The sequence below is a fragment of the Psychrosphaera sp. F3M07 genome (assembly GCF_018860345.1).
Taxonomy (GTDB): Bacteria; Pseudomonadota; Gammaproteobacteria; order Enterobacterales; family Alteromonadaceae; genus Psychrosphaera; species Psychrosphaera aquimarina.
This window is the reverse complement of record NZ_JAHKPJ010000021.1, coordinates 193,286-217,413: the sequence shown is the minus strand read 5'-3', so window position 1 is coordinate 217,413 and position 24,128 is coordinate 193,286. Positions and strand designations below refer to the sequence as shown.

Annotated in this window: 22 protein-coding genes; 9 read left to right on the top strand and 13 right to left on the bottom strand. The window is 37.4% G+C overall.

Annotated elements, in window-relative coordinates:
* Positions 1-25 precede the first annotated feature (25 nt).
* The 3 genes from KO505_RS11725 to KO505_RS11715 all read right to left on the bottom strand — a co-directional run bounded on the left by KO505_RS11725 (position 26) and on the right by KO505_RS11715 (position 4,587).
* A complete protein-coding gene (locus KO505_RS11725; protein ID WP_216055635.1) occupies positions 26-661 on the bottom strand; it encodes a riboflavin synthase subunit alpha in 636 nt (211 codons plus the stop codon).
* A 29-nt stretch (positions 662-690) separates the two neighbouring features.
* A complete protein-coding gene (gene sohB, locus KO505_RS11720; protein WP_216055634.1) occupies positions 691-1,716 on the bottom strand; it encodes a protease SohB in 1,026 nt (341 codons plus the stop codon).
* Between the two features lie 135 nt (positions 1,717-1,851).
* The gene (locus KO505_RS11715) at positions 1,852-4,587 is read right to left on the bottom strand and encodes a VolA/Pla-1 family phospholipase (RefSeq protein ID WP_216055633.1); all 2,736 of its coding nucleotides are present in this window, start codon (positions 4,585-4,587) and stop codon (positions 1,852-1,854) included.
* 223 nt (positions 4,588-4,810) lie between these two features.
* Here KO505_RS11715 and KO505_RS11710 point away from each other — a divergent pair, with 223 nt between their 5' ends.
* Positions 4,811-5,560, top strand: coding sequence for a YciK family oxidoreductase (locus KO505_RS11710; RefSeq protein WP_216055632.1), 750 nt, complete (start codon positions 4,811-4,813; stop codon positions 5,558-5,560).
* Between the two features lie 45 nt (positions 5,561-5,605).
* Here KO505_RS11710 and KO505_RS11705 read toward each other — a convergent pair whose 3' ends face one another.
* The 7 genes from KO505_RS11705 to KO505_RS11675 all read right to left on the bottom strand — a co-directional run bounded on the left by KO505_RS11705 (position 5,606) and on the right by KO505_RS11675 (position 13,360).
* Complete coding sequence (locus KO505_RS11705) at positions 5,606-7,213, bottom strand: SO2930 family diheme c-type cytochrome (RefSeq protein WP_216055631.1); 1,608 nt, start codon at positions 7,211-7,213, stop codon at positions 5,606-5,608.
* A gap of 67 nt (positions 7,214-7,280) precedes the next feature.
* The gene (locus tag KO505_RS11700; RefSeq protein ID WP_216055630.1) at positions 7,281-9,083 is read right to left on the bottom strand and encodes a parallel beta-helix domain-containing protein; all 1,803 of its coding nucleotides are present in this window, start codon (positions 9,081-9,083) and stop codon (positions 7,281-7,283) included.
* Between the two features lie 347 nt (positions 9,084-9,430).
* On the bottom strand, positions 9,431-10,297 hold the full coding sequence (rluB, locus tag KO505_RS11695) for a 23S rRNA pseudouridine(2605) synthase RluB (protein ID WP_216055629.1): 867 nt from the start codon (positions 10,295-10,297) through the stop codon (positions 9,431-9,433).
* Positions 10,298-10,304: 7 nt separating this feature from the next.
* Complete coding sequence (gene scpB, locus KO505_RS11690; protein ID WP_216055628.1) at positions 10,305-10,976, bottom strand: SMC-Scp complex subunit ScpB; 672 nt, start codon at positions 10,974-10,976, stop codon at positions 10,305-10,307.
* Between the two features lie 9 nt (positions 10,977-10,985).
* Positions 10,986-11,843, bottom strand: coding sequence for a ScpA family protein (locus tag KO505_RS11685; RefSeq protein ID WP_216055627.1), 858 nt, complete (start codon positions 11,841-11,843; stop codon positions 10,986-10,988).
* A gap of 4 nt (positions 11,844-11,847) precedes the next feature.
* Positions 11,848-12,468 (bottom strand): L-threonylcarbamoyladenylate synthase, encoded by a 621-nt coding sequence (locus KO505_RS11680; protein WP_216055626.1) that lies wholly within the window; start codon positions 12,466-12,468, stop codon positions 11,848-11,850.
* 49 nt (positions 12,469-12,517) lie between these two features.
* A complete protein-coding gene (locus KO505_RS11675) occupies positions 12,518-13,360 on the bottom strand; it encodes a PHP domain-containing protein (RefSeq protein ID WP_216055625.1) in 843 nt (280 codons plus the stop codon).
* 309 nt (positions 13,361-13,669) lie between these two features.
* On the opposite strand from KO505_RS11675, the gene KO505_RS11670 reads away from it, so the two are divergent.
* The 6 genes from KO505_RS11670 to trpA are packed head-to-tail and all read left to right on the top strand — an operon-like array spanning position 13,670 to position 20,576.
* Positions 13,670-15,334, top strand: coding sequence for an anthranilate synthase component 1 (locus KO505_RS11670; RefSeq protein ID WP_216055624.1), 1,665 nt, complete (start codon positions 13,670-13,672; stop codon positions 15,332-15,334).
* A gap of 1 nt (position 15,335) precedes the next feature.
* Positions 15,336-15,926, top strand: coding sequence for a gamma-glutamyl-gamma-aminobutyrate hydrolase family protein (locus tag KO505_RS11665; protein WP_216055623.1), 591 nt, complete (start codon positions 15,336-15,338; stop codon positions 15,924-15,926).
* Positions 15,927-15,965: 39 nt separating this feature from the next.
* Positions 15,966-17,000, top strand: a complete 1,035-nt coding sequence (trpD, locus tag KO505_RS11660; protein WP_216055622.1) for an anthranilate phosphoribosyltransferase — start codon at positions 15,966-15,968, stop codon at positions 16,998-17,000.
* A 14-nt stretch (positions 17,001-17,014) separates the two neighbouring features.
* The gene (gene trpCF / locus KO505_RS11655; RefSeq protein WP_216055621.1) at positions 17,015-18,481 is read left to right on the top strand and encodes a bifunctional indole-3-glycerol-phosphate synthase TrpC/phosphoribosylanthranilate isomerase TrpF; all 1,467 of its coding nucleotides are present in this window, start codon (positions 17,015-17,017) and stop codon (positions 18,479-18,481) included.
* Positions 18,482-18,510: 29 nt separating this feature from the next.
* Entirely contained in the window at positions 18,511-19,767 is a 1,257-nt protein-coding gene (trpB, locus tag KO505_RS11650) for a tryptophan synthase subunit beta (RefSeq protein ID WP_216055620.1), read from the top strand.
* A complete protein-coding gene (gene trpA, locus KO505_RS11645) occupies positions 19,767-20,576 on the top strand; it encodes a tryptophan synthase subunit alpha (protein WP_216055619.1) in 810 nt (269 codons plus the stop codon). The genes trpB and trpA overlap by 1 nt, the downstream gene beginning before the upstream one ends.
* A gap of 96 nt (positions 20,577-20,672) precedes the next feature.
* Here trpA and KO505_RS11640 read toward each other — a convergent pair whose 3' ends face one another.
* Together KO505_RS11640 and queE are read right to left on the bottom strand one after the other, a co-directional pair.
* Positions 20,673-21,077, bottom strand: a complete 405-nt coding sequence (locus tag KO505_RS11640) for a hypothetical protein (protein WP_216055618.1) — start codon at positions 21,075-21,077, stop codon at positions 20,673-20,675.
* An 8-nt stretch (positions 21,078-21,085) separates the two neighbouring features.
* Positions 21,086-21,760 (bottom strand): 7-carboxy-7-deazaguanine synthase QueE, encoded by a 675-nt coding sequence (gene queE, locus KO505_RS11635; RefSeq protein ID WP_216055617.1) that lies wholly within the window; start codon positions 21,758-21,760, stop codon positions 21,086-21,088.
* A 173-nt stretch (positions 21,761-21,933) separates the two neighbouring features.
* Between queE and queC the strand changes: the two genes are divergently transcribed.
* Positions 21,934-22,593, top strand: a complete 660-nt coding sequence (gene queC, locus KO505_RS11630; RefSeq protein WP_216055616.1) for a 7-cyano-7-deazaguanine synthase QueC — start codon at positions 21,934-21,936, stop codon at positions 22,591-22,593.
* A gap of 9 nt (positions 22,594-22,602) precedes the next feature.
* Positions 22,603-23,235 carry a DNA-J related domain-containing protein gene (locus tag KO505_RS11625; protein ID WP_216055615.1) on the top strand — a complete coding sequence of 211 codons (633 nt, stop codon included), beginning with the start codon at positions 22,603-22,605 and terminating at the stop codon, positions 23,233-23,235.
* Between the two features lie 47 nt (positions 23,236-23,282).
* On the opposite strand, the gene KO505_RS11620 is transcribed toward KO505_RS11625, so the two are convergent.
* Positions 23,283-23,924 (bottom strand): hypothetical protein, encoded by a 642-nt coding sequence (locus tag KO505_RS11620; RefSeq protein ID WP_216055614.1) that lies wholly within the window; start codon positions 23,922-23,924, stop codon positions 23,283-23,285.
* Positions 23,925-24,128: the final 204 nt, after the last annotated feature.

The window sequence follows — 24,128 nt, the reverse complement described above, 5'->3', positions numbered from 1 at the left end:
CATAACCATTACACCAAGTAAAAGTTTATACCTTGGTGTAATGCTGTTTTAAATAGCGCTCTACCGTTTCAACTGTTGAATACGTTTGTTGATCAACTTCAATATTTAAATAATCCCCAATCTGGGCTTCACCTAAGTTGGTTAGTTTTAATGTTTCGGGAATTAAGTGCAAATCAAAGCTATTCGAGCTTGTGTTACCAACCGTAAGACTAGAACCATTAACAGAAACAAATCCCTTATATAAAATATATTTCATCCACTTTGCGTCTAAAGTCAGCGTCATTTTGCAGTTATCTTTACTGTTTTGGATATCCGAAATTTTAGCAACCGTTTGAATATGACCGGAAACAATATGTCCGCCCAGTTCTGTACCAAAGGTAACCGAACGTTCCAAATTAACTTCATCGCCCACATTAATGCTCACTAGATTAGTTTTACATAACGTCTCATCAATGATGTCAAACTGAGCTTGGCCGATAGATTTACCTTTATCTTGATCAAATTGAGTGACGGTTAAACACACGCCATTAATTGCAATGCTTGCCCCAATACTTAGATTATTTAAATATTCACTGGAAACATCTACGGCCAGTGTTCTAAATTTATCATTACCAACAAATGACACCACCAAAGCTTTAGTTTGTACTATTCCAGTGAACATATATTTAGCCTTTTAGAAATTAAATGAAGTTATTTATTGGCTGTGAAAGACCAAGTAGTCATTTTGCTGACCATGCTAGAAATACCAGCTGCTGCAGCTACACCAAGCTTCTCAGCTAGTTTTTGTTTAATCTTATATTCAACTTTATATAAAGTATGATCTTTCACTGCATTTAATACAAAATCATCGCTGGTTGATAATTCATCAACCAGTTTTAAATCAAGGGCTTGTTTGCCATACCAATGTTCACCAGTGGATACCTTTTCAATGTCTAATTGTGGTCGATATTCACTGACAAAGTCTTTGAATAAAATATGTGTGTCAGCTAATTCTTGTTTGAATTTCTCACGTGCTTCATCTGTGTTTTCACCTAACATAGTTAAGGTACGTTTAAAGTTCCCTGCAGTATGCTGCTCTATTTCAACGTCATGTTTTTTTAATAACTTGTTAAAGTTTGGCAACTGAGCAACTACGCCTATAGAACCAATAATGGCAAATGGGGCTGATATAATTTTATTGGCAACACAGGCCATCATATAACCACCACTAGCTGCAACTTTATCTACAGAGGCAATAACTTCTATATTTGCATTGCGTAAACGAGCTATCTGAGATGAGGCAAGACCATAACCATGTACAACTCCACCTGGGCTTTCTAATTTAATCAGCACTTTGTCTTCAGGTTGTGCTATTGAGATAATTGCTGATATTTCTTCTCTTAAAGATTCAACTTCATCGGCATACACGCCACCGTCAAAAGAAATAACGAATAGTTTTGGGCGTTTTTCTGGTTCTTTGTTTTTGCTTTCTTTTTTAAGCTCTTTTTTCAGATTTTTATCAAATGCTTTTAATTCATCTTTATTTAATAACGAACGTTTAAGATCTGTAATTGTATCTTCTATATCTTCAGAAATATTGTCGACATACAATTCACCTTTGCCGCTCACTTTTCCTTTAGAAGCCGCATTAACAATCAGTCCAATGACTAATCCAATTGCAACTACAATGGTAATTGCTTTGGCTACAAACAATCCGTACTCATATAAAAATTCCAAGGTAAAATCCTTACTGTTAAAGTTTTTTACTATATGAGGTTTAAATAACGAATTTAAACCCTAAATTCAAAAACATATGCACATAAAAAAACCAGCCGAGGCTGGTTTTTATTTTAATAAATAACTAATTAGTCATTAAGGATTACAAGCTGCATTTGACGTATCTTGAATAATGCAATTATCAATTATTCCTTGAGAAACTTGAATTGAATGTCCATCGCTTAAGAAGAAATAAGACATCATCAATTGTAGCTCTTGATTAAGGCTACCGTAAATAGTCTTATATGGCTCTGGTAAACTTGTAGACGGAGACAACATAGTTGAGTGAGAGCCTTTAGTGTACCTTACGATACCGCTAACTGTTTCGCTTGAGTTCATCATAGACTCGGTCACACTAGCTAATCCTAATTGGTTAGCCAAACCTGTAGTACCTGCCAATGGATTTGTTGCAATTGAGTTAGGAACAACTTGATCAGATGGATTTGCGCCACCTAACTCAATATCACCAACCATTTCAACCATTAACACAGGAGTATTTGTTGCTTTTAATGTTGCAGCATAGTTGGTTGGGTCACCCGCTTCCAAAACCGTTTGAGCTGCAAAAGCGAACTGTTGTAACCCAGCTTGAATACCCGCTAACTGTTCAGTCGATGCTTCAGATTTAAATGCGTTAAAAGCACAAACCAACGCTGTATTTTGATCGGTGGCTGCAGCTGCACAAGAAGGATTTGCCGCAATAATTGCACCTAGAGCTGTTGGTGTTAAATATGCAGACATAGCTTCTGTTAACTCATTACCTAAACCATACACTACAGATGCAGATACTAAATCACCAAATGAACCTGACTCCAATAAGAAGTTGGCTATTGACGAACCTGGGTTAGCTAACATAGACGCGTTTATTTTATATAAACTAGCTAATTTAGCTGCTGTCGCTTCAGCGGTGGCTAGTCTTAAGGCTTCATCTGCAATATCAGAATCCGCAACTAATGCCGGGTTCACTGGCGAGTTTGCTATTGCAGTAAAGCTCGCTCCCGTAATTGCACCTAGAGAGTGGCCCATATAATAGACTTTTGAGCTATCCACTATATTTCTCACAATCGCACTAGGGTCAGCTAAATTACCGCTAGCATCGACCGCTGCAGTTGCGTCAACGAGTCCATTTAAAGACAATCTTAATTTTAAAGTATCCGCTATAGATTGACGTAAATTATCACGTGCCGTTAATAAACTAGATAAATTTAAATAATGTGTCGGGTCGTTACCTGTAACAGCCGATGATGCATTAATCACTTTAGCCGTCTCACCTTCACCAGAAACAAAACCGCGTGTTGCATGCAGTGGATGATCTATCGCTACCGTGGCAAAACCGAACATAGATAAGAAACCAGTAGCAGCTAACATATCATTTTTGTTTGATGTAATGCCGTGTTGTAGAATAACTACCGGCCAACCAGCGTCTGGCTTAGCCGTAAATGCTGTCAGACCGTACATTCCACGTATTACGTTTGCGTTATCTATATTTGGCAACGTAATTTGTACTTGTACTTTTTCCATACTTTTTACGGCAGGAACTGGGTTGTATTTAGTTAGATGACGTTGTGTATCTAAACCTAGATCTGCTAAGCCTAAAGCTTGACATGTCGCATGATTAGTACCTGGTGTACCAGCTGCTAATTGTTCAGCTGTGGCAGATTTTAAAATTGCACCACTGTCACATGCGGCTTCCCAACGGCCAGTTAAAGGGTTGCCTGTAGTTGTATTCTCTAAATAATAAGGAACATCGATATAACCACCATATATATTGGCAGAGTTAAATAGTGCATAAGGCGTAGATGTTGGGTCATTTTCTATTGCGCCTGCCCCAGCAAGAGCGGTAGCAACGGTATAACCTTGACTTACGATTGGGAACGCCGCCGATATTTGAACCATTGGGTCTTCACTAAATGCCGCATCTGCAAATGATTTAGCATTCAACAATTTTGTAATTTGTAATGGATCAGATGAAGCTACACCAGCAGATTGCACCGTAAATACTTGGGTATAAACAATACTATCTTTATTAGCACCAAATGCCGACGCTAGTGAGTTTTCAAAGTTATTCGTCATCGTTTGTAATAATCGAATACCAGCTTGGGTTGAATTTAACTCTTCTGCGGTTAAAGACGGTAACACTAAAGGAGTTGTTTCAATATCTTGCTCAACTGAACCATAAGTTGAGGAAGGCATTAACGAATTACCGTTAGTATCTTTAATTTCTTTTGTTAAAGCGATGGCATAACTCGCGCCAGCTTTAAGTGCCTTTAATGGGGTTATTGCAATGCTTCCGCCGGCCATTGAAGTTACATAATCAACACCAAAGGTAAGTTTATCTAGACCTTTACAAATCAAACCTGAATATGCAGCGTTAGTGCAATCTGGATCAGTAAGGCTCGGGAATTTCTCAACTTGATAAACAGATACTGCATCACCAGACAGAATAGTTGTTGGGTCAATGGTTACACTTGGATCTGCATAATTTAAGGCGATAGTGAATGTGTTTTGTGTACCCCATCCATCAAGTGCACCGATTGCTGCGGCAGGATTTCCGAAATTGACGGCTTCGCCGGCATTTTTCGCTGAGGTTTCATCAGGCATTTCTAATGTGCCGTCGATTGTCCCGCTTAGTAGTAAATCATTTGGAACTGAGATATTACCCCCACTTGGGTCCCAAACAACACTTACTCGTGGTATAAATTTTTCAGCCGCTTTTGCAGCGACTTCTTGTTGTAATTCTTGAGTTTCCTGTTTTACATCTTCTAGAGTTGTATCTCCACAGGCTGATAATCCTAGTACACTCGAAATTGCTATACTAATCGCTAACTTATTCATATTTCTCCCCTGGGTCCTAATTATTTTTTTACCAATTGATTGGTTTGTTATATGGACACTTTTTTAACAGCTTAGACCAGTTAAAGTTACCTCACTTATTTGTAATAAGCTAGTCAAAAATATTAAATAATATGGTTTTTATTCTCTTTTTAACGCTCGGTAGTGAATTATTGTTTGCAGCACTGTAACATTGCGCCGATTTTAAACATTTAGTTAAGTATTTATGAACCATTTAAACTTTAAAACATCACCAAATGAACTCAATAATAAAGTTATTTTAGTGACAGGTGCCGGAGCTGGGATTGGCCGACAAGCCGCAATCACATTTGCTCAACTTGGTGCTGAAGTCATTTTACTTGGTAAAACCACAAAAAAATTAGAAGCGGTTTATGATGAAATCGTCAATGCAGGATATAAAGAGCCCTCTATCATACCTCTCGATATGAAAGGCGCTACTGTAAAAAATTATCAAGATATGGCTTCTACTATATTATCGGAATACGGCAAACTTGATGGCTTACTGAATAATGCTTCAACATTAGGTGCACTAAGCCCTCTAGAGCATGTTGATGAAGGCACCTTTGATGATGTGATGAAAGTAAACTTTAAAGCAACTTTCTATTTAACACAGGCATTAATTCCAGTACTAAAAAAATCGCCTAGTGCTTCTGTTGTTTTCACATCTAGTAGTGTTGGTAAAAAAGGCCGTGCTTTTTGGGGTGCTTATGGATTTTCTAAGTTTGCTACCGAAGGCTTAATGCAAACGATGGCAGATGAATTTGAAAATACTTCTATCCGGACTAACTGTATCAATCCAGGTGCAACCAAAACTAGCATGCGCTCGAAAGCTTACCCATCGGAAGATGTCAGTAAACTAGCAACACCGGAACAATTAATGCCAAGCTATGTTTATTTGATGGCTGATGAAAGTAAAGGTGTTAACGGTCATTCTTTGGATGTTCAACCAAAATAAAAAAAACCACCCTTGGGTGGTTTTAATTTAAAATTAAAAATAAACCTATGGACAACTTGTTTGATTAAATGGGTCTTTGTCTAACAAATCAATCCATGTCTTAATCAACAAAGTACCTTCTGTGTGTACCAAACTTCGTCCTATCTTAGGCATTTTCAACCCTGCGTCTTCTGAAGTAATTCGTTCATATAAGAAAGAGTTGTCTGCATCACCAGGTTTTATGTCTTTTAATTTACCTTCAAGGCTCGAATTTCCAGGTGCCGCAATAGGATCTTTACAAATACCTGTAGCATTTGATAACTCTCTATTGTTTTCTAAAAATAAACCATAATTATTAGCACTGCCTATTGGTCTATGGCAATGTGCACAATTAATATCTAAATAACCTCTAGCTAAAGTATTAATATACTCTGCAGACCAAACTGAATTTTTTAAGTTTTGTGCATCATCGTCTTGGTAAACAGGTACGGTTGTAATGTCTGATAATTCAAATGGTAAATCCGTTAACATATTTTTTTCAGACCAAGCTAAAAGCTGATTTTTTTCTTGATCTGCATAGCTGTAATCATGGTTTAAAAACCTAGCTTTAGGGCCAATCGGCCAGATTTTTCCAGAACCTGGAACTGCTTTCCCGTTTTCATCGGTATCGAGTAGTTGATGACATTCTCTGCACTGAGTATCACTCGGTACTGTATAAGTAAACTCAAGATCTGTTCCATTATGAGTCAATGACACCGTTTCGCTTTTTCCTCTCGGTTTATATTCAGCTTCTGTTCCTTCAGCATTCCAAACATAAGGTAAAGATGCCCAACCACTGGTTCTATGGATTAATAAACGTGTTTCAATTAGCTTTTCATTTTCATAACCACGAATAGAAGTATCAGCAGGCAAACTAAATGTTTTGATTAAAACAGAACCGACTGGCAAATCCATGACTTCGGAACTTTTAAAAGCCCCCGATTTATCTTCTGGAATTACAACAAAGCGATATTTAGTGGCGTAATCGGTAAACAAAGGCATAGATAAATCATATGGTAACGACTTGCTGCCATTAACACCTGTTGTTGGATTGCTAGGATCGGAAAATAGGTTATATTGAGATAACAATTCACAATTTTCAGACTCTAACGCCTCGAAATTCACCTCTGTGCCTTCTGCAATACAAGCCGTAACCGTCTTTGTAGGATCATTTGGAAATGCATCGGCGTTATCGCCAACACCATCTTCATCTGTGTCTAACGTTTCACTAGCATCATTTGGAAATGCATCGGCATTATCACCTACACCATCTTCATCTGTATCTAACGATTCACTGGCATCATTAGGAAACGCATCGGCATTATCACCAACACCATCTTCGTCTGAATCTATAGTCTCTGATGCATCATTTGGAAAAACATCCGTATTATCGCCAACACCATCTTCATCGGAATCTAATGTTTCACTTGCATCATTTGGGAAAGCATCTGAATTGTCACCAACGCCATCTTTATCTGTATCTTTTGTTTCTTTTGCATCATTTGGGAAACTGTCTAATGTATCTTCAACACCATCACCATCTGTATCTAATGGATCATTGCTGTCTGAGCCACCACATGCACTAAGCGTAAGAAGTGACACCAACAAAACACTGATTAACTTAGAGTACTGCATAATTACACCCTACTTATAAAGAAGCCTTACTTTATAAGTAAGGCTTTGTTATCTAAATATTTAACAACTAACTTTGTGGAGGCATTGCATTAGTGCAAATGTCACCATTGTCATCTTTGCCACAACCAAATTCCACACCTCTAAAAGTTGCAGAATAAGCAGGTAATCGCTCTAAAGGCTCATCACATTTAAATAAGTAACTGCCATCATGGTCCACTTCAAAAGAAGCTGCAGCCAAGTTAAGTTCAAAAGTTGACGTGTCTATAACAGACGTTGCACCTGTATGTTCAATAACAGTCCCTGTAGAAGCGTTTTGTGCCGGATCAACACAGAAATAATCAGACTCTTCATAAGGCATTTCACCAATACTGGCTAAAATATTGTTTGCTGCGAGGTTTTGTCCCATACCATCAGTTAAGACAGCAGGCACATAACCGCTAGTACCAAGGTAAGCCTCCAAGACTCCTGGGGCGCCATCAGTTAGAGGAGCTTCAAGTAAAGCACCTCTAGGGTTGGTACCTGAATTTGTAATCCGATTATTGTGGATATTAATTGCACGTAAAGTTGGTCTCCAGCCATTAGCAATAATTGAGCTATATGCGCCCGGAGCTCCTGTAGCTGGGTTCCCTATATAATCAGTTACATCAATATTAACTAAAAAGTGACTTACCCCTACTACTGAAAATGTCTCGTTGCCAGAGAAGTCATTATCAAAAACTTCTACTGTATCTGATGCTAATAACAGCATACCGGTACCAGGAGGGACCAAACCTACAACTCCATGAGCGGCAAAGTTTTCTTCATTGTTTGATACAGATACATTATTAAAAACTCGAGTACCGACTCCAAACCGTCCATTTGCAATAGGTAGGTCAAATACTAAAATGCCGCCAGTATTCATATAAGCGTAATTGTCATAAACATCAGCATCTTTTGAATTTTCAATTTCTATACCAGCAACATTTTGTACTGCATAATTTCGTCTAACAACTATATTATTAGTTTGACCTACATAGATGCCTGCATCAGCAGAGCCAAAAGAAAAGCTATCTTCAATGATCACATTATCACTTTCAACTGGGTATAAGCCGTATGCACCATTACCGGCATCGGGTTTCCCAGGCCAAATAGCTGCCACATGATGTATATATACACCGTTACTTTCATCAACTAAGATTGCATTTTTATTTGAATCAACAACCGTGAAATGGGCTAATTCTAAATCTTCCGCTACTGAGAAATTTACTGAGTCACTAACGTCATTTGAAGATTCAGTATATGAAAGTATAGTTTTGTTAATACCATGACCTTGCACCGTCAAACTTGTAATACCAGAAAATGCATCACCTGCTAAATCAACTCGTAACGCTTGGTTCATTTTAAATGTACCTTCAGGAAGTACTACCGTTAGATCACCAGTTTTATCTCGTAAGGCAATATCTAATTCTGCCGCAGGACCTTCTGTACCGTCTACCGGATCAAATTCACCAGAAAAGGTTAAATGAATAACATTATCTGAGGCTTCTGGAATAACGACTTCGTGTTCATCTAGCCCGTACCAGAACTGTGTTGTTCCTTCCGCATTCCATGGGTAAGCTAAGTAATTACCTTCGGCATCTTTACCACCAGGTACTGGTATTGTTAAAGCTTCTGTTGTGGATGGTGCATCTAAAGTAGGAGGGATTGGATCCGTACCGCCAGAACCAGTGTATGTAGCCTCTTGCTCTTCCTGTTGTTGTTCTATTTGCTCAACAATGGCAGTTTGATCTTCTACCAGCTCTGCAATATCTTCTGCTTTATCACCACAAGCGGTTATTGACGTTGCAACTGCTATAGCCAACAACGAACGCAACATAGTTTTGTTTTCCATAATTTCTCCTGGTCGATCTTATTATAATTTTTATTTTTGATGACTAAATTTAACACTGAGATTGTGATTTAAATTCAATCAATGCCCTGTCATGATTAAATGAATATCACAACTATTTGATTGGTACAACCAGTTAGTTACATAATTCAAAAGTTAAATAAATATTTAAATTTAAGCTCTATTTTTTTAGAGTTAAAACTCAGCGTCAAATTAAGTTTAATCAATAAAATTAGAGCATTAACTCATATTTAACTTACAAACTCATCAACCAGACCAAGATTAAATATTCATATTTTTCGCATAAAAAAACCAAACTTAACGTTTGGTTTTTTCAAATCTTTACAAGTCTATCGATTATCAATTCGACGCTGTTTATGTTTTCTCACGGCTCGTTTTATACGTGCGTGCTCAACTCGTCTACTCTGAGCATTATCAACAGTAACCGTTGGATTAAACTCTCTTAACTCTCTATCCAAACCAACTTTTTTACGAAGTTTATTTAAATCTTCTAAACCGAGCTCTTTCCACCCACCTTGCATCAAACGTTTCTCTAACGTCACATCTGCATAACGAATTCGAATAAGTCGGCTTACCGTTAACTCTTGTGATGCCCATAAGCGTCTAACTTCACGATTCCGCCCTTCTTTTAGCGATACGTTGAACCAACTATTAGAGTTTTCATCGTGATTAGATTTGTCAGCTTTGATTTTATCAAATTTAGCCATACCATCTTCAAGCTCAACGCCTTTTACTAAATTTCTAAGGTGTTCATCTTGTACGTCACCAAACACTCGCACTGAGTATTCACGTTCTATTTGATAACTCGGGTGCATTAATCGGTTGGCTAACTCACCATCATTGGTAAATAACAATAAACCACTGGTATTTATATCGAGTCTTCCAATGCCAATCCAACGGCTATTTTTAAGTTTTGGTAATCTATCGTAAACCGTAGGACGACCTTTAGGGTCTTTTCGTGTACACATTTCACCTTCAGGTTTGTTGTACATGATCACTCGACAAATTTCATCGGTTTGCGAGCGTACTTCTATAATGTGACCATCAACACGAATTGTCTCAGTACCCTCGACACGATCACCTAATTTTGCAACACTGCCGTTAATACTTACACGATTACTTGATATATAAGATTCCATCTCACGACGAGAACCCACTCCAGATCGTGCTAATACTTTTTGTAATTTTTCACTCATTAATTCTTTACTCTGCTTTTACGCTTAATTCTTCTGAGGTAGCTGACTCAGATACATTTACCTTAGATAGGTTAGTGTTCTCGTCGGCTTGCCCCATAAATTCACTGTCTATTCTTTGTGCAATTATTTCTAATGACTCCGGCTCAATTAAATCGGGTAATTGAGACAAACTAGTTAATGAGAAATAATCTAAAAATTCATTTGTGGTTCCGTATAAAGAAGGCCTTCCAGGTACTTCTTTATGTCCCACCACTTTAATCCAATTCCGTTCAACTAAAGTTCGTATGATGTTTGAGCTTACTGAAACGCCTCTCACATTTTCGATTTCACCACGGGTAATTGGCTGTTTATAAGCTATAAGTGCTAACGTTTCTAATAGTGCTCGACTATATTTTGCAGGCTTTTCATATAACAAATTTGTTAACCATTGCCCCAAATTAGCAGCCGCTTGAAACCGATATCCACTTGCCAGTTTGACTAAGTTAACTCCTCTTGAGGAATAATCACTTTTTATGTCACTTAATATCGAGTTTAGTAAACTGTCGCTTACTTTAACATTAATCAATACAGTTTGTTTTAATTTATCAAAAGTTAATGGTGTTTCTGAAGTAAAAATAGCAGCCTCAACTATTTGCTTTAGTTTAAGTTCTTTTAATACCTGTTTTTCATCAATATTCATATTTTATGCTCAACTCACTTCAGCATGTTTATAGCGGACGTGTAATTGACCGTATGCTGCAGATTGAATGATCTCTAATAAACTCTCTTTCACCAATTCTAAAACGGCTAAAAAGGTAACCACCACTCCAGAACGCCCTTCTGTAACATCAAACAATTCATGAAATAATATAAAACTATCACTTTGGCTTAACCGGTCTAACAGTTGCGACATTCTTTCTCTTGTTGATAATACTTCCGCTGAAATTTCATGATGTGTAAAGGCCGATGCCCTTTTTAAAACGGATTGAAATGCCAAAACTAATTCTTGTATATCTATTTCTGGCTGAGATAACTCAGGTTTCATTGTCTGTGGCATTACCGCTTTAGATATAAAAGTATCACGTTCCATTCTCGGTAATTGATCAATATCTTGAGCAGCCTGTTTAATGATTTCATATTCTTGTAATCGACGAATTAATTCTGCTCTAGGGTCTTCTTCATTTTCATCATCAAAAACATTTTTAGGTAATAATAGTCTAGATTTAATTTCCGCTAACATAGCCGCCATCACTAGGTATTCTGCAGCTAATTCTAATTTAACTTCACGCATTAACTCTACATATTCCATGTATTGCAACGTGATCTCTTGAATAGGTAAATCAACAATATCGAACTTTTGTTTTTTTATCAGATACAACAAAAAATCTAACGGCCCTTCAAATGCCTCTAAAAATATTTCTAACGCATCAGGGGGGATAAACAAGTCTTCAGGCTTTTCAATAACCGCTTCGCCACGAACAAAAGCCAGCGGTAAAGTTTGCTGGATCATTTGTGTCGTATCACGTTCTTGATTTTCTAATGTTGGAGTTTGCGGCTCAGTGGTCATCTATTTACTCAAACTGACTCGTATCGCCTTCGCCATATCGTAAAATATTTGGTTCACCTTCTGAAAAGTCGATTACGCTGGTTGGTTTTTCACCTAAATAACCACCGTGTATGACTAGGTCGACCTGCTTTTCTAAACGTTGGCGAATTTCGTCAGGGTCTGATTCAGCAAATTCATCGCCAGGCAACAATAAGCTGGAAGACATCAGTGGTTCGCCTAACTCCATTAATAAATCTAAAGCAATTTTATTGTTCGGTACACGTATTCCTATGGTTTTACGTTTATCGTTAAGTACTCGTTTAGGAACCTCTTTAGTGCCTTTGAATATGAAGGTATATGGCCCTGGAGTTGCGGCTCTAATCGCTCTAAACGCGACATTGTCTACCCGAGCAAATGTCGCGATTTCCGATAAATCTCGGCATACTAATGTGAAGTTATGGTTTTTATCCACATTTCTGATCGCGATGATTCTATCCATTGCTTTTTTATCGCCAATAGCACAACCAATGGCATAACCAGAGTCGGTTGGGTAAACCACTACTCCACCATTTTTTACAATAGCGGCTGCTTGGGAAATTAATCTCCCTTGTGGGTTGTCTGGATGAATATGAAAAAATTGACTCATGTTTTACTTACTTATTTAAACATAGTTATAAAATAACTATACGCCCATCTTACGCAAATCGCCATTTTGGATGTTGCCAAACTGGTTTGCATTGCTCTGTTAAATATAAACTTTTTCCTAAATCAGTCCAACGAGCAGGTGCATGAAAGTCGGAACCTTGTGAACTGTATAAGTTATTATTATTAGCTAAGGTGGAGATATGTAATCGTTGATTTGGCGATTGCTGGCTTAATCCTACTTCTAAAGCGTCTCCTCCATGTTCCGCAAATTCGGCCACTAATTTAGCTAACCACTTGTTAGACATGTCATAACGGATTGGGTGAGCAATAACCGAAATGCCACCAGCACGTTTAATAATCTTAACCGCTGTTTCAATATCCATCCAACTAGGCGACACATATGCTGATTTACCTTTACCTAAATACTTTTTAAAAGCAGCATCAAAATTGGAAACCACGCCTCGTTGTAATAGTACTTTGGCAAAATGCGTTCGACTTACGCATTTACCCACCGCCATTTCTCGGGCTTCTTGATATACGTTTTCTATGCCTTTTTTTTCTAATTTATCAGACATAGATTGTGCGCGAATTTCTCGATGTTTTAATTGAGTATCCAAACAAGACAATAAAACAGAATCTTCCGGATCAATACATAAACCAACTATATGAATTTCAAAGCCGTGCCATTTGGTTGATATCTCAACCCCATTAACTAACTTTAATTTTAATTTTTTAAGTTCTATTTCTCGTTTGGCAGCAGTTAAACCATCAACGGTGTCATGATCGGTAACTGCTAAAACGCCCACCTGTCTAACATCAGCACGAGTGACTAATTCAACTGGGGTTAAACTACCGTCAGATGCAGTTGTATGGCTATGCAGATCATATATCAAGGTGGGCTCGAATAACTAAAAATAACAATGGCGTAATTATGTCATATAGCGTTTAGTTCTACTATCTCTGAAATAAATAATTGACAGGTCTATCAAAAAACGTTTTTATATAGCCACTTAATCAAAATATTACGAATTTAGGAATTTTCAAACAAATGAACACTTCAACATTCACATGGCATTGGTGGCTTTCCAAGTTTAGCGGGTGAATAAGTGGTGCGCGTAATATTACGACATTATCAAAGAAAACCCGCTTATTTGGCGGGTTTTTTAATGGCTTAAATTTAATAAATAAGAAAAGTAATCAAAATGGTATTTAGTCAAATCACAACAACAATTGGTGAAGTAAATAGTATTAGTATCAAAGCAAACTATTTAAATGATCCACTTGATATATTCTCTCGTTTTACCAAACACAATGACAACGCCTTGTTATTGGAATCCGCAGAGATTGACAGCAAAGACAACTTAAAGAGTTTGATGTTAATAGACACAGCCGTGAAATTTGAATGTAACGGCAATAAAGTTAGTGTGACGGCGTTAGTGGATAATGGTCTTCCTGTCATTCATCATTTATCAAAAACCTTTTCTGAACAATATGCCTCTACAACTAATGTTTCGTTAGAAGGAAAGCTTTTAACGATCACCTTTTTAGATAACGACACCAACGTAGATGAGGATACTCGTTTAAAACAAGCTAATGCGTTTGAAGTATTACGCTCTGCAGTTAATTCTATAAAAGCACCTAGTGATTCACCGTTTGCCCTGTTTTTAGGCGGCGTGTTTGCTTATGATATGTTAGCTAATTTTGAATCGTTACCTGATGTAACTCAAGGGTTAAATACTTGCCCTGATTACTTATTTTACTTAGCTGAAACTATGGTGATCATTGACCATCAATTACAACAGACTGAACTTATTGGTAATGTCTTTAGTGGAGAGAATGCCTACGCCAACTGTTTCTCAATTGGTAAACGGCTAGAACAATTAAAACAGCAATTAGATACGGCAATTGCAGACAGCCATGACACAGACTCACAATCCTTTGGTTTTAATAAAGTGGGTACTAAATCTGTTCTTAATAACTCTGCGATTAGCGTAAATGTGGCAGACGATATTTTCCAACAACAAGTTATCCAATTAAAACAAAACATAGTGCAAGGTGATGTATTCCAAGTTGTCCCTTCACGTTGTTTTAGTTTGCCTTGTTCTAACTCATTAGATGCTTACCGACATTTAAAACAAGATAACCCTAGTCCTTATATGTTTTATCTTAAAGCCGACGATTTTACATTGTTTGGTGCATCCCCAGAATCGGCTCTTAAGTATTGCTCCACAACGAAACAAGTTGAAGTATACCCAATTGCAGGAACACGTATCCGTGGTTTTAGAGCTGACGGTTCAATTAATCCAGATTTAGACTCACGTATTGAGTTAAACCTCAGACATGACAAAAAAGAAGTGGCAGAACATTTAATGTTAGTGGACTTAGCTCGTAACGATGTAGCGCGAATAAGTGAACCAGGCACGCGTTATGTTAAAGAGTTATTAAAAGTCGATCGTTACTCTTATGTTATGCATCTTGTCTCCCGTGTTATTGGTACATTAAGAAATGATCTAGATGCCCTTCATGCTTACCAAGCGTGCATGAACATGGGTACACTCGTTGGCGCCCCTAAAATTAGTGCGGCATCATTAATCAGGGACGTTGAACAAACCAGACGTGGCAGTTACGGAGGCGCTGTGGGTTATATCAATGGCTCCGGTGACATGGATACATGCATTGTGATACGCAGTGCTTTTGTTCAACATGGAATGGCTCATGTTCAAGCCGGTGCTGGCGTTGTGTTTGACTCAGACCCAGTCTCTGAATGTGAAGAAACACAAAACAAAGCTCAAGCTGTGTTAAAAGCGATTCAAGCTAGTGAAGTATATTTAAATCAAACAGAGTCATCTACAACGGAGGTTAACTAACATGAGTAAAATATTTTTATTAGATAACCAAGATTCATTTACGTACAACTTAGTCGATGAATTACGCTGTTTAGACAATCAAATAGAGATCTTCCGTAATACAGTTAACCCTCAAATGATCATTGACCAAATTAATAACAGCATACAAGCCGGTGAAAAACCTTTGTTGTTCTTATCTCCTGGTCCAGGTAAGCCATCTGATTCAGTCTGTATGACCAAACTGATTGAATACGCTGTTGGAACAATACCAATTATAGGTGTTTGTTTAGGCCACCAAGCTATTGCTGAACACTATGGTGCGATCGTTACGTTAGCGGGTGAAACCGTTCATGGTAAGTCGTCAGTCATAACCTGCCAACCACATGAAATCTTTGATGGGTTAGGTACTAACATGTCTGTAGCTCGTTACCATTCACTAATCGTAAAAGATTTGCCAAGTAATATTACTGTGATTGGGCAGTTAGGAGATATCCCAATGGTGTTTATAGATGAAAAAAATAAAACATTAGGCTTTCAGTTCCACCCAGAATCTATATTAACCACCGATGGTTCTCGCTTATTAGAGCAAGCCATAAACTACTTAACTAAATAATTAACGAATCAGCGACACCAGATTAAAAATGGAATGAACATGACGACAACCAACTTAGAATTAATACATAAAGTTATTGCCGATGAAGATTTAACATCTGAACAGACTCATCAATTATTTACCCAAATGGTTAAGGGCGAGTTAGATCCAATCTTATTGTCTTCGTATCTAACGGCGTTAAAGATTAAAGGGGAAACCGTTGCAGAGATTGCAGGCGCTGCTAAAGCATTAAGTGATAATGCCCTTGCCTTTCCTGCACTTGATTTTGATACTGCTGACAACTGCGGCACAGGTGGCGATGGTACGAAAACCATCAACATCAGTACCATGTGTGCCATACTTGCAGCTTCATGCGGTGTTAAAATGGCAAAACACGGAAACCGTGCTGTGTCATCTAAATCCGGTTCTGCCGATGTGCTATCTGAACTAGGCATTAAACTAGACATGACACCGCAAGGTGCAAAACAATGTTTAGAGCAAACTAATTTAACCTTTTTAATGGCACCGGTTTATCATTCTGGTATCCGTCACGCTATGCCAGTCAGGCAGATGCTACAAACCCGAACTATCTTTAATATTCTTGGGCCTTTAATTAACCCTGCCAAGGCTGCAGTACAAGTGCTAGGCGTTTATGCGCCTGAGTTATGCCGTCCAATGGCGGAATCACTTAAATTATTAGGCAAAAAAGCGGCATGGGTCATTCATGGGTCTGGAATGGATGAAATAGCGTTACATGGAAAAAGCCAAATAACTCAATTATTAAATGGTGAAATCACTGAATTTGAAATAACGCCTGAGCAGTTTGGTCTTAAATCATTCCCGATTGAAGCCTTAAATGGTGGTTCACCAAAAGAAAATGCAAAAAATATTCGTCAGGTGTTATCAGGCAAAGGCACTGATGCCCATAATTTTGCAGTTGCTCTTAATACAGCGCCAGTATTATTCCTGTATGGCTTATGTGATTCCTTTGAAACAGCTTTAGAAACTGCCTTAAAAGCAATTCAGTCAGGCCAAGCAATTAAAACATTGAATGATTTTGTTGAACTTAGCAATTCGTGTTCAACCTCAGAATAGTGAATGAATATTAAATGAATGTATTAGAAAAAATCGTTGCGGACAAACAGCTTGAAGTCAACCAACGTAAAGTGGATTTCCCACTCACTGAGTTTATTGAGCAATTAACACCTAACGACCGTGATTTCAAAGCGGCGTTGCAAAGCGACCATAAAAATACAGGCGCAGCTTTCATCTTAGAATGCAAAAAGGCAAGTCCATCAAAAGGCCTGATTCGCCCTGTTTTTGATTTAGATGAAATTTGCCAAAGTTATGGCCAATACGCCAGCTGTGTCTCGGTATTAACGGACGAAAAATACTTCCAAGGTGAATTTGAGCGTTTGCCTTTAGTGAAAGCTAAATTAAGCCAACCTGTATTATGTAAAGACTTCTTTATCGATGAATATCAGGTGTACCTTGCCCGTTACTTTGGTGCTAACGCTATTTTATTGATGTTGTCAGTTTTAGACGATAAACAATATACATTGCTTAATACCTTAGCTAACGAACTAAACATGTCCGTACTAACAGAAGTCAGCAATGAACAAGAAATGCATCGTGCTGTATCATTAAAGGCCGACATATTAGGTATAAATAACCGAAACTTAAGGGACTTATCAACGGACTTAAATAAAACCCCTGAGTTAGTGAGTTTGTTCAAACAATTGGCCAGCGAACAACAAATTAACAACACAGTGTTAATTTCAGAATCAGGAATTAACAATCACCAACAGGTGAACTTGTTAAAACAAGAAGTGCAAGGTTTCTTGGTGGGCAGTTCGTTAATGGCACAAAAAGATCTTTCTCGTGCATGCCATGATTTAATTATCGGTGAACATAAGGTGTGTGGTTTAACTCAAGCCTCCGCTGTTGAAGCGTTAATTGAAAACCAAGTAAAACATGCTGGCTTGATCTTTGTGACAAAAAGCCCACGTTGCGTAACTATCGATAAAGCAAAAGACATCATTGAACAAGACTCAAACGGCCAATTAAACTTTGTTGCTGTTACTCAAGATATGCCGTTAAAAGAACTAGATAAACTGATCTCTGAGTTAAACATTAGCGTAGTACAATTACACGGTAATGAAGATGACAACTATATCGACTCTGTTAGAGAACTCTCTAACAAGGCAAATAAACAAATAAGCATATGGAAGTCCGTTGCGGTTGAAGCTGATAACATTCAAACAAATGCCACTGAAGCTTTACCAAAACGATGGCCAAGCGCAGACAGAATATTATTGGATACTAAGTGTGTTACTACAGGTCAATCTGGCGGAACAGGTAAAACCTTCGATTGGAACTTGTTAAAAGGCATTAACTTAAATTCACCAGCATTTATGTTAGCGGGTGGCTTAAATTTGGAAAATATTAAATCAACACAAAACCTTCCAGTTTGTGGCGTTGATGTAAATTCAGGTGTTGAGACCAGCCCAGGCATAAAATCAGCTCAACAAATTAACCAATTATTTACGTTAGTGAATCGAAAAGATTTTCACTAACTCAATTAAAAATTATATTAGGAATCCCCATGAGCAGCGTTAAAACTAAAAAAACATTAGATGCCTATTTTGGTGAATATGGTGGCATGTTTGTACCAGAGCTTTTTGTTCCTGCATTAGAACAATTAGAACAGGCCTATATTGAGGCTATAGAAGACCCGGCATTTGTAGAAGAATTTGAGTCATTACTAACAAATTACGCTGGACGCCCTACTCCATTAACATTGTGTAAAAACATAGTAGCGGGTACCAAGACAAAACTTTATTTAAAACGTGAAGATTTATTACACGGTGGTGCACACAAAACCAACCAAGTATTAGGCCAAGCGTTATTAACCAAGCGTATGGGTAAAACTCGAGTTATTGCTGAAACTGGTGCCGGTCAGCATGGTGTAGCAACAGCATTAGCTTGCGCATTAATGGGATTAGAAGCACGTATATATATGGGTGCTAAAGACATTGATAGACAACAACCTAATGTATTTAGAATGAAATTAATGGGCGCTGAAGTCATCCCTGTAACCGCCGGCTCTGGCACATTAAAAGATGCCGTCAATGAAGCAATGCGTGACTGGGCTTCAACTTACGAAGATAGCCATTATTTGTTAGGTACTGCAGCTGGTCCTCACCCTTTCCCAACGATTGTTCGTGATTTTCAAAAAATGATTGGCGAAGAAGCCAAACAACAAGTATTAAAAGCAGAAGGCCGATTGCCTGATAAAGTTATTGCTTGTGTTGGTGGTGGGTCAAACGCCATTGGTATGTTTAATGACTTTATTAAAGAACAAGGCGTTGAATTAATTGGTGTTGAACCTGGTGGTCATGGTTTAGAAACTGGAGAACACGGTGCAGCACTTGCTGTTATCGACCAAGGAATTGACTCTAAAGGTATATTACACGGTGCTTACACCCATATAATGCAAGACAAAGACGGACAAATAGAAGAGTCTTATTCTATTTCAGCTGGCTTAGATTACCCAGCCGTTGGCCCACAACACGCTCACTTAAAAGCTATTGGTCGTGCTGATTATGTGGCAATTAATGACGAGGAAGCAATTGAAGCTTTCCAAATATTAGCTAAACACGAAGGCATCATTCCAGCCCTTGAGTCATCACATGCCTTAGCACATGCGTTAAAACTGGCTAAACAAAATCCTGAAAAAGAACAGATCATATTAGTGAATCTTTCTGGCCGAGGGGATAAAGACTTAACACACGTTCATTCAATACTAGGTGAAAAGTTTACCAGCAATAACCCAGAGTCAGCACAGAAGGAGCCAAAATAATGAGCCGTTATAATGAAATGTTTCAACAATTAAATGCAAATAATCAAGGTGCATTTATACCGTTTGTTACCATTGGCGATCCTGACTTGGAAACCAGTTATCAAATTATTAAAACATTAATTGAATCTGGTGCCGATGCACTTGAATTAGGTATCCCTTTTTCAGATCCCATTGCTGATGGCCCTACTATACAAGCTGCGAACATCAGAGCTTTAGATCAGGTTATCTCTACACAAGCTTGTTTAGATCTTGTAGCAAAAATAAGAATAGAGTTTCCAGCTACACCAATAGGCTTGTTACTTTACAGCAACTTAGTGGTAGCAAAAGGCATACAAAGCTTTTATGAATTATGTGCAAAAGCAGGTATTGATTCTGTTTTAGTTGCCGATGTGCCAGTTAGAGAAAGTGAGCCATTTAGACTTGCAGCTAAACAAGCAAACGTTGATGCAGTATTTATTGTGCCGCCTACCATTGATGACAGCATGTTAGAGCAGGTAGCCAAGTTCAGTGAAGGTTATACTTATTTATTAAGCCGTGCGGGTGTTACAGGCGCTGAAACCAAAGCAAATATGCCAGCTGACATAATGATCAAAAAGCTAGCAAGCCATAATGCAGCCCCTGCTATTTTAGGTTTTGGTATTTCTAGCCCAGAACAAGTGAAATCAGCGATAAACTCTGGCGCAGCTGGGGCAATTTCTGGTTCTGCGGTGGTTAATATTATTGAACGTAACTTAGCCAACAAAGACGTTATGTTAAAAGAGTTAGCCGTATTCATTAAATCTATGAAAGCAGCGACATCGAAATCATAACTGTCGAAATACCTGAGTATTAAAACAAAAAAAACCGTTATCTTTGTAGATAACGGTTTTTTTAATTTATGTACTTTACACTACTTATTACAGTATTTAATCGATTAGCTTTAAATAAGTGTCGTTTTCATCATCGATGATGACAGTTATGATTTTAATATCTTCTTCAGTAACATTGAGCATATATGAAGTATTATAGGTTAACTGTATTTCACCTTGTTCATTTTTAAACGTCCAGTTCACATTGGCAAAATGAACATCTTTAGATAAATGAATTGCTTTATTCACTTGCACCTCAACACTAGAAACAGACATTTGTTGAAAAGAAGCCAGTACCTTTTTCAACTTCATTTCTAATTCTAGATTAAAAGTAGCCACGCTTTTAGGCTCATCATGAACAATAATAAACGGTAATCGATAAATCGACTTCAATAACTTTAATTGTCTATTTTGCATGGCTGTTGCGTACAGCTGAAAAAACTCAGTAAATCTTTGTTTCATTATGATGCCTAACTAATTCCTATATATTTATGTACTTGAACCGACAAACGCCAGTTCTTTTCTTTACAGGTTTCTATAGCAAGTTCCGTTGCCGATGTTTTTTGGCTAATAGGTTGTAAATAAATTAATGTGTTTGGTTTCACTGGCGCTTCGATAAGCAATTGCTCTAACTCTTCAACATGTGTTTGTCGTGCAATTGGGTGTTTTATTTCATTGGCCCTTATCATGCAAGATGCTAAAACGGGATAACCGCCTTTCATATTAATTTTTGGTGATACTGTCACCCATGTTTGATCTGGTGCTTGAATTTCAAAGGTACCACTGGTTTCTATTTGAGTGGTGTACCCTTTTGAATGTAATAAATTACATAATGGGTTTAAATCAAACATGCAAGGTTCGCCACCGGTAATAACAACATGTTTAGCTCTATAACCTTGCTCAACAAAAGTGTTATAAATTATGCTTTCATCCGCATCACACCAAGTTGGCGAGTCCGATGTTTTGATAATAATATTTGAAAGTGATTGTTTATCGCTTTCAAGTTGTTCCCATGTTTGTTTGGTATCACACCATGAACAACCAACTGGACACCCTTGTAAACGAACAAAAATGGATGCGGTACCTGTGTATTGACCTTCACCTTGAATGGTCTCAAATATTTCATTTATTTTGTATTTATTCATCGCTTTACTATTGGTACCTGCTAAAAGTTAACTTTCTTCTAAACAGATATTGAATTAACATTCATTTATTCTGTTTAAGTACGAACACCATTGTCTTTTATGTGTTCGTTAATGTTTGCGATTATAACAAAAGTTTCGTTACTTTTTCGCAATTAATTTATAGGTGATTTTGAATGTCAGAAAAAGTTGTTGTCATTTTTTCGGGTGGAATGGACTCATATACCGTGTTAAACCATGCGATAAAAAAAGGGTTTGATGTATATGCATTAACTTTCGATTATGGTCAGCGTCATGTTAAAGAAATTGACTATGCCAAACGTGCTTGTGAAGAATTAAATGTACATCACAAAATTGTCGATATTAGTGCCATAAACTCAATTATTGCAGGCTCATCACTAACCGATAATATTGATATTCCTGAAGGCCATTACGAAGCAGAAACAATGCAAAGCACCGTAGTGCCAAACCGCAACATGATCTTGTTAAGTCTAGCCGTTGGTTATGCTGTAAGTTTAAACGCTACTAAAGTGTTTTATGGCGCTCATTCAGGTGATCATGCTATCTATCCAGACTGTCGGCCAGAGTTTGTAAAACGTATGCAAGATGTTTGTGCAATCGCGAACTACGATGCCATTGATATTGTAGTGCCTTATTTGCATAACGACAAAATAGAAATCTTAGCCGACGGACTGGCTATGAACTTAGACTATAACAAAACTTGGACTTGTTATAACGGTCGTGAAAAAGCGTGTGGGAAGTGTGGTGCTTGCCAAGAACGACTAGAAGCATTTGAAAAAAACAATGCCTCCGATCCGCTAGAATACGAAGCATAAGCGTCTGTTTTGGAAAACTTAGTATTAGATCAAGCAATATTGGACATCATTAAACAAGGTCCAATTAGTGAGTATGAGATAATTACTAAGTTCAAATCCGACCCCTATCACTTATTTAACCATGAGGTTATGTCCAATAACCTCGCTTTATTTCAAACCCATTTTGTTATTTTTAATGCACTGTATCGTTTACGTGATTTAGGCTTACAACATAATCAATATGATATAGATATCATTTCATCCCAAATTACTTACATTCCTTTAACCCCAACACTAACAAGTTCGGAATCTAACCAACAACAATCGAACCCCATCCAATTATCACAAAAGCAACAAGCCATTGAAAAGTTAAGAGCCTATTACCTAGACTGGCGTAATTTTGAAAAAACAGATGAATCAAATGTAAATGATTTAATTGATTCGTTTTGGAAAACCATGTTTTCTCAATCCACTATGCAAATGTCTGAATCAAACCTAGAGAAGTCGCTGTCTATTTTAGAGTTGGACAATTTGCCTACAAAGGCAGATCTTAAACGTCAGTATCTGACTTTAAGCAATACACACCACCCAGATAAAGGCGGATGTACCACCAAATTCCAACGTCTAAATCTTGCCTATAGTTACGTTAAAAAACACATATAAAAAAGGCCTTAATTTAAAGGCCTTTTAGGTTCTAATGTAAATTATGTTTATTGGTTTTTTTTATCTAAAAGCGTTTTAAGCTCTTCTATTTGATCATCGGTTAATTCAGATTTATTGATAAGTTTTTTTAGTACTTTAACCATTTCAGGTTTATCACCGTCTTCTGAAATCCACTTCATACGTTTGTGATTGGCTTTATGATTTCCTTTACCATCCGCGAAGAAAGATTTACGTAAACGTTTTTCATGAAACTTTCCATCCCCTTCTACGTCAATTTCAATATGCATTTCACCTTCTGAGTTACCGGTTTTCACCATAAAGATTTTAGATTCTGATTCACCATGTTTGATGTCAGTGTCTTTGAACTCAACTATTTTTGCTTCATGTTCATTAAGTTGGCCTAATAACTGGACAACCTTATCAAGTGTTTCTTGGTCTAAATCACCTAATTTAGCCTTCACATTATCCATATTTTCTAGCTCTTCAGCGCTAAAGCTATACTTATTTTTTTCTCCATTCTTACCAACAAAGACTTTTACATCAGTGCCCTCTTCAGCTTTAATCTTGATCATCTGACGGACTGGTTTTTCTTTACTATCTTTAGTTCTATCAGCTAACGCATTACCACTTAATAATAGAGTGCCTATCATCATAGATGCAGCGATAACATTTAGTTTTAAGTTTTTCATATTAGCTCTCCTGTTTTAAAGCTTGTTTTGTAAAACTAAACTAGTTAACTCAACTAACGTGCCAATATATAAACACATTATAATTCAATGTATTAGGGTAATATTGAATACAATTCGCTTATACTTCTAATAATTAATCCTGATATAAGGATAAACATTCCTCATTACAGTATTTTTGGTTTACAATTAAGTTAACAATGTTTA